Raw genomic sequence first — 15,308 nt, 5'->3', positions numbered from 1 at the left:
CGTCGGGGGTGGGCTCGACGGGGCTCGTCTCCACGGTCTCGGACTTAAGGTTCACGCCGGGCTCGCGCCCGGCCTTGAGGTTGACCGGCTCGGCAGGTTCGGGGAAGCCGCATGTGGCGCCGTCGGCGGCGCCGCCCTTCCTCCACACGGCGTCGTCTCCTTCGCGCCCGGCGTTCAAGCGCTGGCTGGCGGCTTCGAGGTCGGTGGCGGACAGGGCGCCGTCGCGCTCGTCGAAGGCGCCTGTGTAGGACGCGCCCTCGTCGGCGGCGAGGTAGGCGCTGGCCGCATCCACCTGACGCGCGTAGGCCTCGGCGTCGGCGCCGGGGGCGGCCAGGTAGGCGGCCTTGTCGGCCGCATCGATGGCGCCGGCGCCGTAGCTGGTCTTGATCGTGCCCGAGCCCGCGGCGGCGATACCCGCGGAGGCGGAGGTCTGCTGGCGGTTGATTACCGCGCCCAGGTTCGCGCAGTCCTCGATAGTCCCGTCGTTCACAGCGACGATGCCACCGGCGAGCGCCTCGAGGTCGGATTCGGCCTCGGTCCCATCGGCGGCGGGGGCGCAGGCCTGCACGCTCATGCGGTTCACGACGCCTTGGATCGAGCCTTTGTTGACGGCGGCCAGCGCACCTGCCTGCGCGCCTGTCGCCGCCACGCAGGTGGCGCGGGCGCCCTCGGCGGCCATCTGGGCGTCGGTGAGGCCCAGCTGCAGCCACTCGATGCGACCGGTCTGCGCTATCTCTTGGAACAGGCCCGCGCTCGCGGTGGCGAAGCACAGGGTGCGGCCCTGGCCGTCCAGCGTGGCGGCGAGCACGGTGCCGCCCGGCCATGCGGCGTCCACGGGCCTCGGCGATTCGCCCTGCACCGCGGCGGGCGCCTGGGCCGTCAGATCGATGTCGGCCTCCAGCTTGGCGGAGGCGTCGGAGTGCAGAAGCGCCCACCAGGCGAAGGCCTCGGGGGTGGAAATGGTGTAGGGGTCGTCCTCGGAGCCGGTGCCGGCGGGCTTGAAGCCCTCTTCGGCCAGTGTGCCGTCCTCGACGCCGCGCGCCACATCGAGCCACGTGGCGAAGGCGGTGGGCGCCTCGGGAAGCGCGCCGTCGGCCTCGGCCTCAAAGCCCGGTGCTGCGCCCTCACCTGCCGCATCTGGGGAGGCTTGCGCGGACGGCTCGTCTGCGGAGGAGCCATCCTCGGAAAGCCCGCTGTTAACAAGACCCCCCCCCGTCACATCCTGCGCGGCGTCTTGGGGGACGGCGTCTGCGGAGGGACCGCCGGTCGCGTAGGCGTCGCCCAGCGGGCTCATGGTGAGCACGAGGGCTGCCGTGAGCACGACGGAGAGGGCCTTGTCGAGCGCCGTGCGGCGCTCGACGTGCGCCCTCGGCTTCGACCGGTCGTCCGTCTTGTTGTCCGTATGCTTGTTCTGCATGGTGCTCGCCCCTTGCGACATCCGCCCGACAAGCGGTTGCAGGGGTGTCTTCGACAGCGCACTCTCCGGCGCCAGAACGCGCGAAAACGGGAAACGGATGCCCTTTCCCGCATGGTCGCGCGAACCCCCTGTCCGCTATTCAATTCATCGCTGATTCCCATAATCAACAGGCGGGGTAGCCTTTTCAAGGCCCCCGAACCAGATTGCTCGCGAATGCGGCTCCTGTGCTCGCAGGCGCAGATAGCCCATGCGGTTGCGTTATTGGAAACGGTCCCGAAGCGAGGGTGTGCGGCAGGTCGTATGCGCAGGATGCACGCATAAACCGGTGGGGTAGCCAAAGCAAGCACGAGAGGCGTTCAGGAGCCCGGGGACAGGGCGCGGGCGGGTGAAAGGGGGCGCGGGGGTGGCGGTCAGGCGGGTGCGGGAGAGGCAGGGCGCGAAAGGGGCATTTGGGGAGCAGGCGCGGGCGGGCGCGGGAGACGCGGAGCACGAGGAGGCGTGGGGAGCGTTTGGGAAGCAGGCGCGGGCGGAGGAATCGGGAGACGCGAGGAAACATGGGGGCGCGGGAAGCGGGAGCGCGGGCGAACGAATGTTTCACGTGAAACATTTCGCGAGTTGGAGACGGCGGGCTCCAAGCATCGTTCGCAAGTGCCGGGTTTGCGAGACATGGCAGGCTGCGGGCCGCTGCCGGAAGACGCAGGGGCGCAGAGCGTGAACGCCGCTGCGGATCGCGCAGGGATTGGGCGCAGGTCGAGGGAGCGCTATGGAATCAAGGGGCGCTGTTAAAGACGCGGGAACGGCGAGGCGCGGGACGCGAGAAGCTCGGGCCGCTGCCGGGAGAAGCGAGAGGCAGGGCCGAGGGGGTTCGGGCCGCGGGGGGGCTTACCTGGCTTCGGTAGAATGACCGAAGGGATTAAAAACTGGCGGAGGGGCAGGGATTCGAACCCTGGTCACCGGGGTTACCGGTGAAACGGTTTTCGAGACCGCCGCATTCAACCGCTCTGCCACCCCTCCGCTTGGGATGCGACGGGCCGGTTTCGGGCCTGTCGTCGGCGCCCACTCGGGCGCTTCGCAAGGGAGCCTCGCAGCCTATCCGCGCCGCGAAACTACCCTTTATAGCACGCGCCTCGAGGGCGCGGGAATAATCTGGCGGAGAGATAGGGATTCGAACCCTAGGTACGCTTTTGGCGCACACACGATTTCCAATCGTGCACCTTCGGCCAGCTCGGTCATCTCTCCGCTTGTCTGTTCAGCCTGCATGTTCATCGCTCGACCATGCAGCAGCTACGTAGTATACAACAGCTAATAAACGCTCACAAGCGAGAAATAGTCCTCTCCACGAGCATCGTCGATTTCGGCCGGCGGGGGCGTCAGGACAACGGAAGCCGACGGATCGGCGGGCGCTGCGATCGCAGGCTCGGGGGAGTCGGCGGCCGGCGGGGCAGCGACCGAAGCCGCGAGCTTGGCGGTGGGCACGGCAGGCATGGCGGCGTCGGCGGCCATCGCGAACTCGTCCTCCGCAGCGGGGGCTTCGGGTGCGGAAACGTCGGCGACGGTGCGGCGCACGCGGAGCGGAACCTCGAACAGGGTGCTCATAACCTCGTCGGTGAGCAACTCGCGCTTCGGACCGTCGGCGATCACAGTCCCGCCCTTCAGCAGCACAAGACGATCAATCTCCGGGACAATGTCTTCTGGATGATGGGTGACCAGAATGATGCCCGTGCCTCGGCGTGCCAAAAGGCGCATGCTCGAGCGCACGTGGTGCATACCTTCCGGATCCAGGCCGGCGCACGGTTCATCGAATACGAGCACCTCGGGATCATGCACAAGCGCCCGCGCAATGAGCACGCGCCGCGCTTGGCCGGTCGAAAGCGTCAGGACGTCTCGCGTCGCAAGCTCGGCGATGCCGATAAGCTCGAGCGCCGCACAAGCGCGTTCACGAGCCTCGTCCTCGCCCTCAACGTGGGCGGGAACGCCGAGCGCCCCGTATAGGCCGCCGGCAACCACATCGATTGCCGGCAGATGCACGGTTATCTGGTCCTGCATGGTAGATGAGACGATACCCAGGCACCGCTGCACCTCGGCGAGCGTCACGCGATCACGCCCTTTGAAGCGCACCGGCGGGCGGTCTCGATGCAGGGGAAACACCTCGCGCGTGATGAGCTTGACGAACGTGGATTTCCCCGATCCGTTTGGACCGAGCAGGGCCACGTGCTCGCCTTCGGCGATACGCAGCGAATCGATGGAGAGAATAGGAACACCCGCGCGCACGACAACCGCATTCTCAAGTTCGAGGAACGGGGCGCCGCGACGCGCGGGCGTCAACAGGTCGGGAGATCCCATGTGCTTAGGCGGCCTCCGCAGGCTGGTCGGTCGGCTGGTCGGAGGAGCCTTCGGCCGCGCCGTCGCCCTGGCCGTCGCCGTTCGCGGGCTCACCGGAGCCGTCGGTGCCGTCAGCAGTGCCGGCGCCGTCGCCTTCGCCCGTACCGGACGCGTCGCCGCCGTCGCCTTCGCCCGCGTTGGATCCGTCGGTGCCATCACCGGTGCCGGCATCGGTCGAACCGTCGGAACCATTCGAAGCCGAACCGTCGTCGGTCCCGTCTTCGGTCTGATACTTCGACATGTCAACGTAGTACGGCAGGCCCTCGGGCATGCTGTTGATCACAATGTCGGCGTTCTCCTTGGCCTCGGTGAGCCAGGTCTGGTAGGCCGTCGATGCCTGCTGGGCCTTCAGCGTCTCCTTGACGCTGTCCTGCCACTCGACCGGAATCTGATCGACGCTTGTGACCTCAATCTTCTCGGTGCCATCCTCGCCCGTGGTCTTGGGCGCTTGGTACACATCGGTGCATTTGATGATATGAATGCCGTATTCGCTGGTCACCAGACCGCTCACTTGGTCCTTCTCAAGGCCGTTCAGAGCGTCGGTGTATTCTTGGACGAAGGACGACATGGCATCCCAACCCACATCGCCGCCCTTCTCTGCCGAGGCAGTATCTTTAGAATACTGTGTGGCGGCTTCTGCAAAGTCGAGCTCGCCTGCGTTGATCTTGTCGAGCACCTCCTGTGCCGTAGCTTCATCGCCTGCGTCGAACAGGATATGAGAAGAACGCTTGGCCCCATCATAGGCCGATGCGTACATCTGCGCGTAGCTGAGCAGATCCTCCTCTTTCGGCTCCTCGCCCGAGGCGAACGTTTCCTGCAGCTTGTTCATCTTCAGACTGAGCTCGATTTCAGTGCGATAGGCGTCCTCTGTCCACCCAGCCTGCTCAAGCGCGCTCTGCCACTTCTCGTCGCTATCGTAATACCCCTTCATCGTGGCCATGCTGCTGTCCACCTCGGAGCTATCCACCGTCACGCCGCGCTCTTCGGCGCCCTTGGTGATCAGCTCGCGCTGAACGAACATGTCGATGACCGCCTCGCGGAGCGATTCGGGCGTGTAATCATTCTCGGCAAGCCACGTGCCCCAAGCGTCCTCATCGGACAGGCTCTGCTGAACGCGCAAGCGATTCTCGATGTAATCGGTGACCTCGTCCTCGGAGATCTCGACGCCGTCGATGGTGGCGGCTACGCCTCCCGTTCTGTTGGACGACTCCTCGTTGCTCGCGCATCCGGCGAGGCCCCATACACAGGCTGCCGTGAGTCCCAAAGCAAACACAGACTTCAAAAGGTGAGATTTCTTCATGCGACCCTTCCCTCGAACATGCGGCGCGGCGTCGTGCTCGATGCGGCGCGGTGCATGGCTACGTATTGCACTGTATTCTCGCACACGTGAAAAAGGGCTCGCCTCGTTGCACAATATACCCACTTTCGATTCACACGTCGGCGCGGAAGCGGAGGGCGAGAGGACGGTCGTGCCGGGGCACGGCCACCGAGATGGGCGCTCAGGCTAGAGTGCGGAAGCGAGAAGAAGGACGGTCGTGCCGGGGCGCGGAAGCGAAAAAGGAGGTGGAAGAATGGAGACAACGAAGAGAACGATCGAGCCTGGTGCGGAAGCGAGAGGATGAGCGAGCAGGCAACCGAGTTTGCGCGGGCGGCCCGAACCCGAGGAGCTGAAATGCGCGGACGGCCCCGTAGGGCCGTCCTGTGCGGTGCTTCGATGCAATCGCCGGGATACGCGCGCACCCTCATGTTGGCTTGAAACTCACGCGCGCTCGTCCGATGCTGTACGAGCGCCGTCGCGTGCGGGCTGCGCGAAGGCCCTAGTGCTTGGCGGCCTTTTTGCGCTGGGTGGCCGACAAGATGCGCTTGCGCAGGCGGATGCTCTTCGGCGTGATCTCCACAAGCTCGTCCTCCTCGATGTACTCGAGCGCTTCCTCCAAGGTGAACGTGATGGGAGGCGTGAGCTGAATGGCCTTGTCCGCACCCGACGAGCGCTGATTTCCCAGCTGCTTGGACTTGGCGATGTTCACGACCATGTCGCCTTCCTTCGCCGATTCGCCCACAATCATGCCCTCGTAGCATTCCTCGCCCGGTCCCACGAACAGGCGACCGCGCTCCTGCAGCGTATCGAGCGCATAGGCCACGCTCTTCTCGGTGGACATGCTGATCATCGAGCCATTCTTACGCCCCTGGAACTCGCCGCGATACGGGCCGTACTCGCTGAAGTGATGGAACATCGTCGCTTCGCCGCGCGTCGCGTTCAGCAGTTTCGTACGCAGGCCCATCGTACCGCGCGAAGGTATCTTGAATACGAGATGGGTTTGATCGCCACGCTGGTACATGTCGGCCATCTCGCCGCCAGCGCTGCCGAACACCTCGATAGCCTTGCCGGCATATTCGCTTGGCACGTCCACCGTCGCTTCCTCGATAGGTTCGAGCTTGTGGCCCTGCTCGTCCTTCTTGATGAGAACGCGCGGACGGCCCACCTGGAATTCGAAGCCTTCGCGTCGCATTGTCTCCATGAGCACCGACAGGTGCAGCACGCCGCGGCCAGCCACCTCGATGCCAGTTTTATCTTCAAGCTCCTCGATGCGCATGGAAATGTTGCTCTCCTTTTCGCGCATGAGGCGCTCTTTCAGCTGTCGCGCGCCCACGATCTCGCCCTCGCGGCCAACGAGCGGACTAGAAGACGCCTCGAACACAACCGCCATCGTCGGCTCTTCCACCTTAATGGGGTCGAGCTTCACCGGATTGTCGCGGCTGGTCACCATGTCGCCGATGTCGGCGTCGTCCACGCCTACCACGGCCACGATATCGCCCGCGTGCACCGCTTCCTGTTTCTTCTTGCCCAGCTCCTCGAACGTGAAGACCTCTTTGATGATCGTGTTGTAGCGGGTTCCGTCGTTCTTGATGACAAGCACCGGCTCGGCTTTGTGGATGGTGCCTGAGAACAGGCGGCCCACGCCGATGCGGCCGACGAAGCTCGAATGGTCGACCGTGCAGATTTGAAGCGCAACCGGTCCATTCGGTTCGCAGTCGGGGGCCGGAACTTCCTGCAGGATGGTTTCAAGCAGCGGCAGCATGTTCATGTTTTCATCCTCGGGCGCAAAACGCGCGTAGCCGTTCATGGCACTCGCGTAGACCACCGGGAAGTCGAGCTGCTCATCGGATGCTTCCAACTCCACCATGAGGTCGAACACCTCGTCCACCACTTCTTCGGGACGTGAACCGGGACGATCGATCTTGTTCACGACGAGGATAATGCGCAATCCCTGATCCAGGGCGTGTTTCAGCACGAAACGCGTCTGTGGCATGGGCCCCTCGAACGCGTCCACGATAAGCAACGCGCCGTCGGCCATGTTGAGCACGCGCTCCACCTCGCCGCCGAAGTCGGCGTGGCCCGGCGTATCGATGACGTTGATTTTCACCCCGTTGTACGTGACCGAGATGTTCTTCGACAGGATGGTGATGCCGCGCTCGCGCTCCTGGTCGTTGCTGTCCAGCACGCGCTCTTCCACCTGCTGGTTTTCGCGGAATACGCCAGACGTGTACAGCAGCCGATCGACGATGGTGGTTTTGCCGTGGTCGACGTGCGCGATGATGGCAACGTTGCGGATGTTCTCTTGCTTCATGGTAGTCCTGTCTGCTTTCGTGTCGGTTTGAGGTAGGGCGAAGCGGTGTGAAGCCTTGGCTGGCATCGCCGGATGTGGAGCGACGCGGGGCCATGGGATCAGCCGGCTTCCTCATCCTCCAGTTCAGTTGCGAGGCGGCGCTCCTCGGCGTTCAATTCCTCAATGTGCCCATCGAGCGTGTTGATGGTGCGCTGGGACGAGACGATCTGCACGATCCCCCACACAGCCGCAGCGCTTGCGATGGCGGCAACGATGCCGAGAATGCCGAACGGCCGCCGGCCTGCGAGCAATGCGACCGCCCCGCCGATGAGCGTCATAGCAATGCCGTTGCGCCGTTCATCGTAGGCGACGTCGCGCTGACTGACCAGCTGCACGCGCGCGGCGGCGATGCCGGCCATTCGTGCTTCGAGTGTGCTCGCAGCAGTCGGAGGGCGACCGACGGATGACGCGCTGCGCGATGAACGACCACGCGCGCCGCGACCAGAGGTAAGAAATTCATACGCTTCTTGCAGGTTCTTGAACTGTTCGGTCGCGCGATCTTGGAGCTTCTTGTTGGTTGCGAACCGATCCGGGTGCAAGATCTGAGCTGACTCCTTGTACGCGGATTTGACGTCTTCAGGCGTGGCATCCTCGTCAAGCCCCAAAATGCGCAGTGCTTCAGTTCGGTTCATAGCTCCTCGTGTGCGATGTGCGGGCGCGTGGACGCGGCCGGGTGATCATTCGAACTAGGATTCTAGCACGCGCCGCTATGATACGGAGAAGGGGCGCGGCGGTCTCACAGAATGAGCGGGAGATTCACGCGAGCTGCTGTCTGGATGCGGATGCGGGTACGCAGCGTGAGTACGGAAAGAATGAAATGGTGGAGCGTAGGGGGATCGAACCCCTGACCTACGGCTTGCAAAGCCGTCGCTCTCCCAGCTGAGCTAACGCCCCACGTTTCCGTGGCTTCCTTGGCGGGGGATCTCTGACGCGCTGGGCAGCTGCGTCGATCCTCCGAGCGATGCGTGACGCCTGCATGCTCGTCCGTTCCCGCTGTCGGATAAATAATAAACGCTCCACCGGCTAACTCGGCTCACGGTGGAGCGTTTATCGCAAAAAATGGTGGGCCCGAATGGATTTGAACCAGCGACCTCACGCTTATCAGGCGTGCGCTCTAACCAACTGAGCTACGGGCCCAAAAAAAGTGCTTGACTACTGTATCCCAAATGTCTTGAAGAGGTCAAGAACTTTTTTGAATTAGTTCTTCAACCAGGTATGGGACGAATACGCGATGACATAGAACTCGGCGCAGAGACACGCAATGCGCGCAAAAGCGCTTCAAGACGTCCTTCTAACGAGGCGTGCTCGGACGCATGCGGAACGGGAGCGCTATAATCGAAGTACGTTCACGATGTGTGTTGCGTCGTGCGTTCACGATATGCGTCGTGCTCGTCCAAGCATATGGCGGCGCTGCCGCCCCCGTCATGGAAGGATTGCTGGTGGTTCCCGTCCACATCCAAACCTTGATCGTATCGGTGTCCCCGACGCCTTCTATTATTGTGCTGCAACCGGTCGAGGACGTTGTGCAAGCCGGTAAGTATCGTATCGTCCCTATTTGGGTTGGCACGAACGAAGCCACGCAAATGGGGATCGCCCTTGAGAATGCACGCTTCTCACGCCCGATGACGCACGATCTCTTCCTCGACGCACTCACAAACCTTGATGCGTGCGTCGACCATGTGGTGATTAGCGACGTGAAAGGTTCGACATTTTTTGCGCGGTTGACTCTTCGACAGCACGGCCGCCTCATCGAACTCGATGCCCGGCCTAGCGACGCGCTCGCCCTCGCAGTGAGGCAGAAGGCACCCATCTACATTGAAGAACACGTACTGGAGAAAGCATCCTACCCCTACGTGATTAAAGCGAGTCATCCCAACTTGAACGACGAACGAGAACTTGCAGATTTCAGACGATTCCTCGAGAAGCTTGCGCCCGACGACTTCGAGGGTTAATCGCATGCTCTGAGCTTGAGGGCGCGATCCAATTGCACGTGTCGAATGGCGCGCAGGCAGCGTGCGCGCACGCACGCAGTCAAATGTTGCCGGGCGACGCGCGGCATGTGATCGACACCGGGAAGCGCGCGAACCGGGCGCGCCGGCGACACGTGGACAGCCGTCGTGGCGAACGGCTGCAAGCGCGCCTACCAGAGCGCAAGCATGGCTTGAACGACAGCGTCGATGATCTGTTCGGCAAGGCCCCCGTCATCGGCGGCGGCTAGAGCGATCACCGCTGGAAGCCCCGCTTCGGCTGGCTCCTTAGGGCGACGAGACCCCAACGGCAGCGTGGCGAAGGCACTTGGCGGGATGCCCGGTGGCGCGACAGGCGCGCGGTCGGGCTCGTCCGGGCCATCGGCTTCGGATTCCGCGCTCTCAATCCCGCCTGCCCGCTCCGCCTCAAGCGGCGCAGCGACGTCTTGCTTCTTACCGGCGATACGTGCCCGCCCGCTCACGTTCATGTGCAGGCGTGGAGCTCGAAGAGAAGCCTCGCTTACATCCCGCTCGGCAACGAGCGTGCGCTCACCTCCAGACATACATCCTGAAGCGGGCGATGGAGAGGAGGCGTGCTCGGATAGAGGCGAGGACGATGCCGGCGCGGCGGCGCGGCGGCGCCATCCGCCACGCGCAAACGTCGCCACCAGATAGCCCGCCCGAAGCCACTCGTCAACGCACATAGCAATCCACATGCCCACGATTCCCCAGCCCAGACCAACACCAAGCAGGTATCCTCCGCCCACGGCGAATATCCACGACGACACAACATTCACCGTTACCGGAGTCTTCACGTCTCCGACCGCTATGAGCGCCCGCACCATCACAATGTTGAGTGCGCGGCCCACACCCAGGAATATCTCGACAAACAGCACGTTCTTACCCAGTTCAAGCACGAGCGGATCAGTGGTAAACACACCGAGGACTGCATCGGCGTTGAACCAGATGGTCGATGAAACCGCTGTGGTGAGAAGTATCGCAATGAGGTCGGCCGCCCACACCCGGCGCGCCACCACGTCGAACTTCCCTGCACCGAACAGATATCCGAGCACGATTTGCGTCGCCTGTGAAAGCGCGATGGAATACAGGTAGGCGATGCCGGCGATCATGGAGCAGTACACCTTCACCGTCACCACCGTGGTTCCAAGTACGTTGATAAACGAGAGAATGACGATCTGGGCCATATCGTAGTTCATCTGCTCGCCCGACGAAGGGATACCCACACCCAACATCCGCTTGAGCGTCTTCCATGGAAACGGACGTAGGTACGAAGCCTTCATGCGTACGTCGGTATGACGCAGCACGAACCGGACGGCCAGCGCGAGCCCGATCAAGCGCGCAGCGACATTCGCAATGGCGGCCCCTTCGACGCCAAGCGCCGGAAGCGCGCCGAAACCTCCGATAAGCAGTGCGCTCGCAAGAATATTCACCGCGTTCATGCCGAGGCTTGCCTTCATCACATCGCCGACGCGCGCATAGCTGCGCAGAAGCGCCGTGAAGGCGAAGAAAGCTCCTTGCAGAACCGTGGTCGATCCGACAATCAGCAAAAACGATGAAGCCATACCCTGGATAGAGGCATCGATGCTCAGCCAGGAGAAAAACTGCGGCCAGGACGCGACCAGGACGGCGGTCATAACCGCCGCGAGCACGATGTTCACCACGAGCGCAACCGTCGCGATTTCCGAAACGGAGCGCTTCGTCGAAGATGCGCCCAACACGCGCGTGATGAGGACGGTCGACGCTGTGCCCATGGCGGACAGCGCAATGGTGACAATATTGAGTATCTGCAAAGCGTTGCCTACCGCTGCGGCAGGATCGGTTCCGAGCGGAGCGAGCATGAACTGGTTAACGTTGCCGATCATGATTTGCATAAATAGTTCGACAAACAGCGGAAGGGAGAGGACGAATACGTCACTGCTCGACGTCCGTTCAGCAGGCGCGCGCCCAGCGCGGGCCGAGCGCGCATCGCGCAGATGTCCCGCACGCTCGCGCGCGCCTGATTGCGCGCGTATGCACGCACCAGCCGTCCAGCTGTATGCAGCACGAGCCCAAGAGAGCGTCGTCATAGGTTCTCACCCCTTCCGCACGCGCGTCCGCCGAAGCGGACGCGATTGACCTTCACGAGCCGTGGAGTATACGGCACAGCAACGGAACGACACCGGAGGAGAAACGGCTTCACGAGTTTCGCATTCATGACTATGTTTCTGTGCATTTTCGCTGGTGAAACAGCTAAAATAATGACAATGCAGCCTATAAAACATGAATCAAATGCCGAAGATAAACGCCGGAGCTCTGCGCTTCGCCGCCGTGAAGAACACAGGCTGCATGGTGTTCTCGCGAGTGCGCTCTCGTGTGCGTGCGTTCTTATGCTCTCGTGTGCGCGTTCTCGTGTTCTTGCGCCCGTGCGTTCTCGTGTTCTTGCGCTACGCTTGCTTTTCAGCGTGGAAGCCAAGGCGCGGGAGGCGGCTTCGAAGAACCCACTATTTCATGGCATTATTGTTGGTATATATTGCTGCGTTGAAGACGTGGCAACCGAATGTTTCACGTGAAACATTCGGTTCGCCTCGAATGAGAAACCGAGCCTCAAGCTAACCGCTTGAGGAATGTTTCACGTGAAACATTCCTCACATTCGACCCGGATGGCAAGAGAAACCCGCCCGATGTGCAAGCGCTCGCGATCCCCGTGCGAACTTGCGGTTCTGTGCGAACTTGCGGTTCTGTGCGAAAACTTGAGACCCGCTTCGCGGGCGGGCGCTTCCTTATGCATATGCATCAGGAAGCGCCGTCGCAAACGAAGCGGGTCTTCAGGCGCTCGAACTGTCGGAAACGACTAGTTTTCGGTCGGATCCTCGCTCGAGTCGGTGCCACCGGAAGTCTTATCGGCGCCTAGATCAGCGGGGTCGGCATCGCCAGAATCGGCGGAATCGGCGGATGCTACAGCGCCCGAGGCGACGGGATCGGCGGGATCATCGATGCCGGTCATATCGTCGTCGAGATCGTCGATCTGGTCCTCGTCAAGCTCCTCGGCCTCTCCGGGTTTCACGACCGCTTTCTTCTTTTTGCCGCGACTCGAAATTGCCACTGCAGTCACGCGATCATCCTCTGCAGCTTTCATCACGCAGACGCCCTGCGTTGAACGGCCGAGTTCGGAAATGCCGGATACCGGCGTGCGCACCACGACACCGTCCTCCGACATAATCATGATCTCATCGTCGGCGCCGACAATCTTCATCGCCGCGAGGAGACCCTTCTTCTCGGTCATCGTGATGGTGTACACGCCCTGGCCGCCGCGATGATGCTCGGGGTACTCGGCGATGGGGGTGCGCTTGCCGTAGCCCTTCTCGGTGATGACGAACAGGTCGGTATCGGGCTGCGCGATCTCCATGCCCAGCACCTTCGCGATCGGCGGCACGTTCATGCCGCGCACGCCCATCGTGTCGCGACCCATCGCGCGCACTTCGCCTTCATCCCACATGATAGCTTTGCCGGCTGACGACACCATGAGCACCTTCTCGCCTTGGGCAACGCGGCGCACGGCGATAAGCTCGTCATTGTCCTTCAGGTTAATGGCAATCAATCCGTCGCGACGTGTGCGGTCGTACAGATCCATCGAGGTCTTTTTCACCATGCCGTGCGATGTGGCGAACATGAGGTACTCGTCGGACGGGAAATCCTTTGTCGCGATGACCGCCGAGATGGTTTCACCCTTTTCAAGCGGCAGCAGGTTCACGATCGCCGTACCGCGCGCGTGGCGCCCCGCTTCGGGAAGCTCATACACCTTCAGGCGATAGACCTTGCCCTTCGTGGAGAAAAAGAGCATGAACGAGTGCGTGGATGCCACAAAGAGGTGCTCCACGTAATCATTGTCCTTGAGATTCACGCCTTGCATGCCCTTACCGCCGCGCTTTTGCTGGCGATACGTGGCCACCGGCAGACGCTTCACATAGCCGGACTTCGTCACCGTGACCACCATGTTCTCCTCGGCAATCAGGTCCTCGACGTCAAGGTCCTTCGCCGCCTCAGACAAAAGCGTCTTGCGCGTGGTGCCGAACTTCTTCTTAACCTCGTGCAGTTCTCCCTTGATGATCTCGTGCACAAGATTGTCGTCGGACAGCACGCGCTTATAGTACGCGATCTTTTCGAGCAGCTCGGCCAGCTCGGCCTCGATCTTCTGGTGCTCCAAGCCGGTCAGACGACGCAGGCGCATCTCAAGGATGGCATCAGTTTGCTTTTTCGTCAGGCCGAAGCGCTCGGTCAGACGGTCACCCGCTTCCTTATCGGTCTGCGACGAGCGAATGATGTGGATGACCTCGTCGATGTTGTCGAGGGCAATGATCAAGCCTTCGAGGATATGCGCACGCTCCTCGGCTTTCGTCAGCTCGTAGCGCGTCCGGCGCACAATGACGTCTTCCTGGTGGGCAATGTAGTAGTGCAGCATTTCCTTGAGCGAGAGCACGCGCGGCACGCCATCCACAAGCGAGAGCATGATCACGCCGAAACCCACCTGCAATTGGGTATGCTTGAACAGCTTGTTCAGCACTACCTGGGGGATGGCATCCTTCTTGAGATCGATGATGATATCGATGCCGTGGCGGTCGGCGCCGTCATGGATGTTGCTGATCTCCGGCAGCTTCTTGTCGCGCACAAGCTCGCCGAGCTTCTCCAGTAAGCGATTGCGGTTCACCTGATAGGGAATCTCGGTGACGACAATCTGACTGCGGCCGTTTTTCTTTTCTTCGACACGGCACTTGGCGCGCACCGTGAGCGAACCTCGGCCGGTTTCGTAGGCATCGATGATGCCTTTCTTCCCCATGATGATACCGCCGGTGGGGAAATCGGGGCCGGGCATAACCTTCATCAGCTCTTCGGTGGAGACGTCCGGATCGTCCAGCATGAGGCACGTTGCGTCGATCGTCTCGCCCAGATTGTGCGGCGGGATGTTCGTCGCCATACCCACTGCGATGCCGTTCGATCCGTTGACGAGCAGGTTGGGGAACCGGGCGGGTAGAACCGTGGGCTCCTCGAGGCTCTCGTCGTAGTTCGGCTGGAAGTCGACCGTCTCTTTGTCGAGATCGCGCAGCAGTTCCATAGCCGCTTTGTCGAGGCGCGCCTCGGTGTAGCGCATGGCGGCTGCAGAGTCGCCGTCGATGGAGCCGAAGTTACCGTGGCCGTCCACAAGCGGAACGCGCATGGAGAATGGCTGAGCCAGGCGCACCATCGTATCGTACACAGCCAAATCGCCGTGCGGGTGGTACTTGCCGATAACGTCGCCTACCGTACGAGCCGATTTCATATGCGGACGCGAGGGCGTGTAGCCGCTCTCGTTCATGGCGTAGAGGATGCGACGATGCACCGGTTTCAAACCGTCGCGCACGTCGGGCAGCGCTCGGGCCACGATAACGCTCATGGAGTACTCGAGAAACGACGTTTGCATTTCCTTGCCAAGATATGCCGAGCGCACGATAGTGCCGTCGCCGCCGTTCGCACCTTCCACGATCTCGCCGTGGGCGCTTGGCAGGTCGTCCTTGATGAGCGCCTTCGCGCGCATTTCATCCGAGATAACCGAGCCAGGACCGCGCGGAGCGTCGTCGTCTTCAGCATCCTCGGCGTCGGCGAGCGCGGCCGCCAGATCATCCTCTTCCTCGGCGCCTTCTGCGTCGAAGTCCTCTTCCGCGCGGTTCAAGAATTCATCGAACGAATCATTGTTGTCTGCCATTTGTCTCCTTCCAGACTAAATCGCAGGTTGTAAACAGTACAGGTTGGAACGACCGGTCCGCGAGTGTCGCCGGCGCCGAGTTCGTGAGATTCCGCAGATGCCGCGTACTTCGGTACACAAACCTGCGAAATCGCTTG

At 62.0% G+C, this 15,308-nt stretch carries 8 protein-coding genes and 4 tRNA genes; 1 reads left to right on the top strand and 11 read right to left on the bottom strand.

From position 1 onward, the window contains the following. From C2L71_RS09240 to C2L71_RS09195, 9 genes are all read right to left on the bottom strand, one after another. Positions 1-1,417, bottom strand: a 1,417-nt coding sequence (locus C2L71_RS09240) for a hypothetical protein (protein ID WP_129588499.1), incomplete at its 3' end; no start/stop codon positions are given. 921 nt (positions 1,418-2,338) lie between these two features. Next, positions 2,339-2,431 (bottom strand) — tRNA-Ser (locus C2L71_RS09230). A gap of 133 nt (positions 2,432-2,564) precedes the next feature. After that, positions 2,565-2,656: transfer RNA gene (locus C2L71_RS09225), tRNA-Ser, on the bottom strand. Between the two features lie 63 nt (positions 2,657-2,719). Next, complete coding sequence (locus C2L71_RS09220) at positions 2,720-3,760, bottom strand: ABC transporter ATP-binding protein (RefSeq protein ID WP_103265472.1); 1,041 nt, start codon at positions 3,758-3,760, stop codon at positions 2,720-2,722. Positions 3,761-3,764: 4 nt separating this feature from the next. Continuing rightward, positions 3,765-5,099 (bottom strand): peptidylprolyl isomerase, encoded by a 1,335-nt coding sequence (locus tag C2L71_RS09215; protein ID WP_103265471.1) that lies wholly within the window; start codon positions 5,097-5,099, stop codon positions 3,765-3,767. 517 nt (positions 5,100-5,616) lie between these two features. Then, positions 5,617-7,428: a translational GTPase TypA gene (gene typA, locus C2L71_RS09210; protein ID WP_103265470.1), complete on the bottom strand. Its 1,812-nt coding sequence runs from the start codon at positions 7,426-7,428 to the stop codon at positions 5,617-5,619. Between the two features lie 98 nt (positions 7,429-7,526). Continuing rightward, a complete protein-coding gene (locus C2L71_RS09205) occupies positions 7,527-8,099 on the bottom strand; it encodes a J domain-containing protein (protein ID WP_103265469.1) in 573 nt (190 codons plus the stop codon). A gap of 186 nt (positions 8,100-8,285) precedes the next feature. Beyond that, positions 8,286-8,361 (bottom strand) — tRNA-Ala (locus C2L71_RS09200). 166 nt (positions 8,362-8,527) lie between these two features. After that, positions 8,528-8,604, bottom strand: a tRNA-Ile gene (locus C2L71_RS09195). A gap of 248 nt (positions 8,605-8,852) precedes the next feature. Here C2L71_RS09195 and C2L71_RS09190 point away from each other — a divergent pair. Next, entirely contained in the window at positions 8,853-9,419 is a 567-nt protein-coding gene (locus tag C2L71_RS09190; protein ID WP_239926570.1) for a bifunctional nuclease family protein, read from the top strand. A gap of 188 nt (positions 9,420-9,607) precedes the next feature. Here the strand turns inward: C2L71_RS09190 and C2L71_RS09180 are convergent, their stop codons facing one another. Further along, positions 9,608-11,521, bottom strand: a complete 1,914-nt coding sequence (locus tag C2L71_RS09180; RefSeq protein WP_239926568.1) for an MATE family efflux transporter — start codon at positions 11,519-11,521, stop codon at positions 9,608-9,610. Positions 11,522-12,285: 764 nt separating this feature from the next. Continuing rightward, positions 12,286-15,171 (bottom strand): DNA gyrase subunit A, encoded by a 2,886-nt coding sequence (gene gyrA / locus C2L71_RS09175; RefSeq protein WP_103265466.1) that lies wholly within the window; start codon positions 15,169-15,171, stop codon positions 12,286-12,288. Between the last annotated feature and the right edge of the window lie 137 nt (positions 15,172-15,308).

Origin of the sequence: Enteroscipio rubneri (assembly GCF_002899715.1) — a bacterium.
Taxonomy (GTDB): Bacteria; Actinomycetota; Coriobacteriia; order Coriobacteriales; family Eggerthellaceae; genus Enteroscipio; species Enteroscipio rubneri.
The sequence above is the reverse complement of the archived record's forward strand: the minus strand, read 5'-3'. Positions and strand labels throughout refer to the sequence as shown.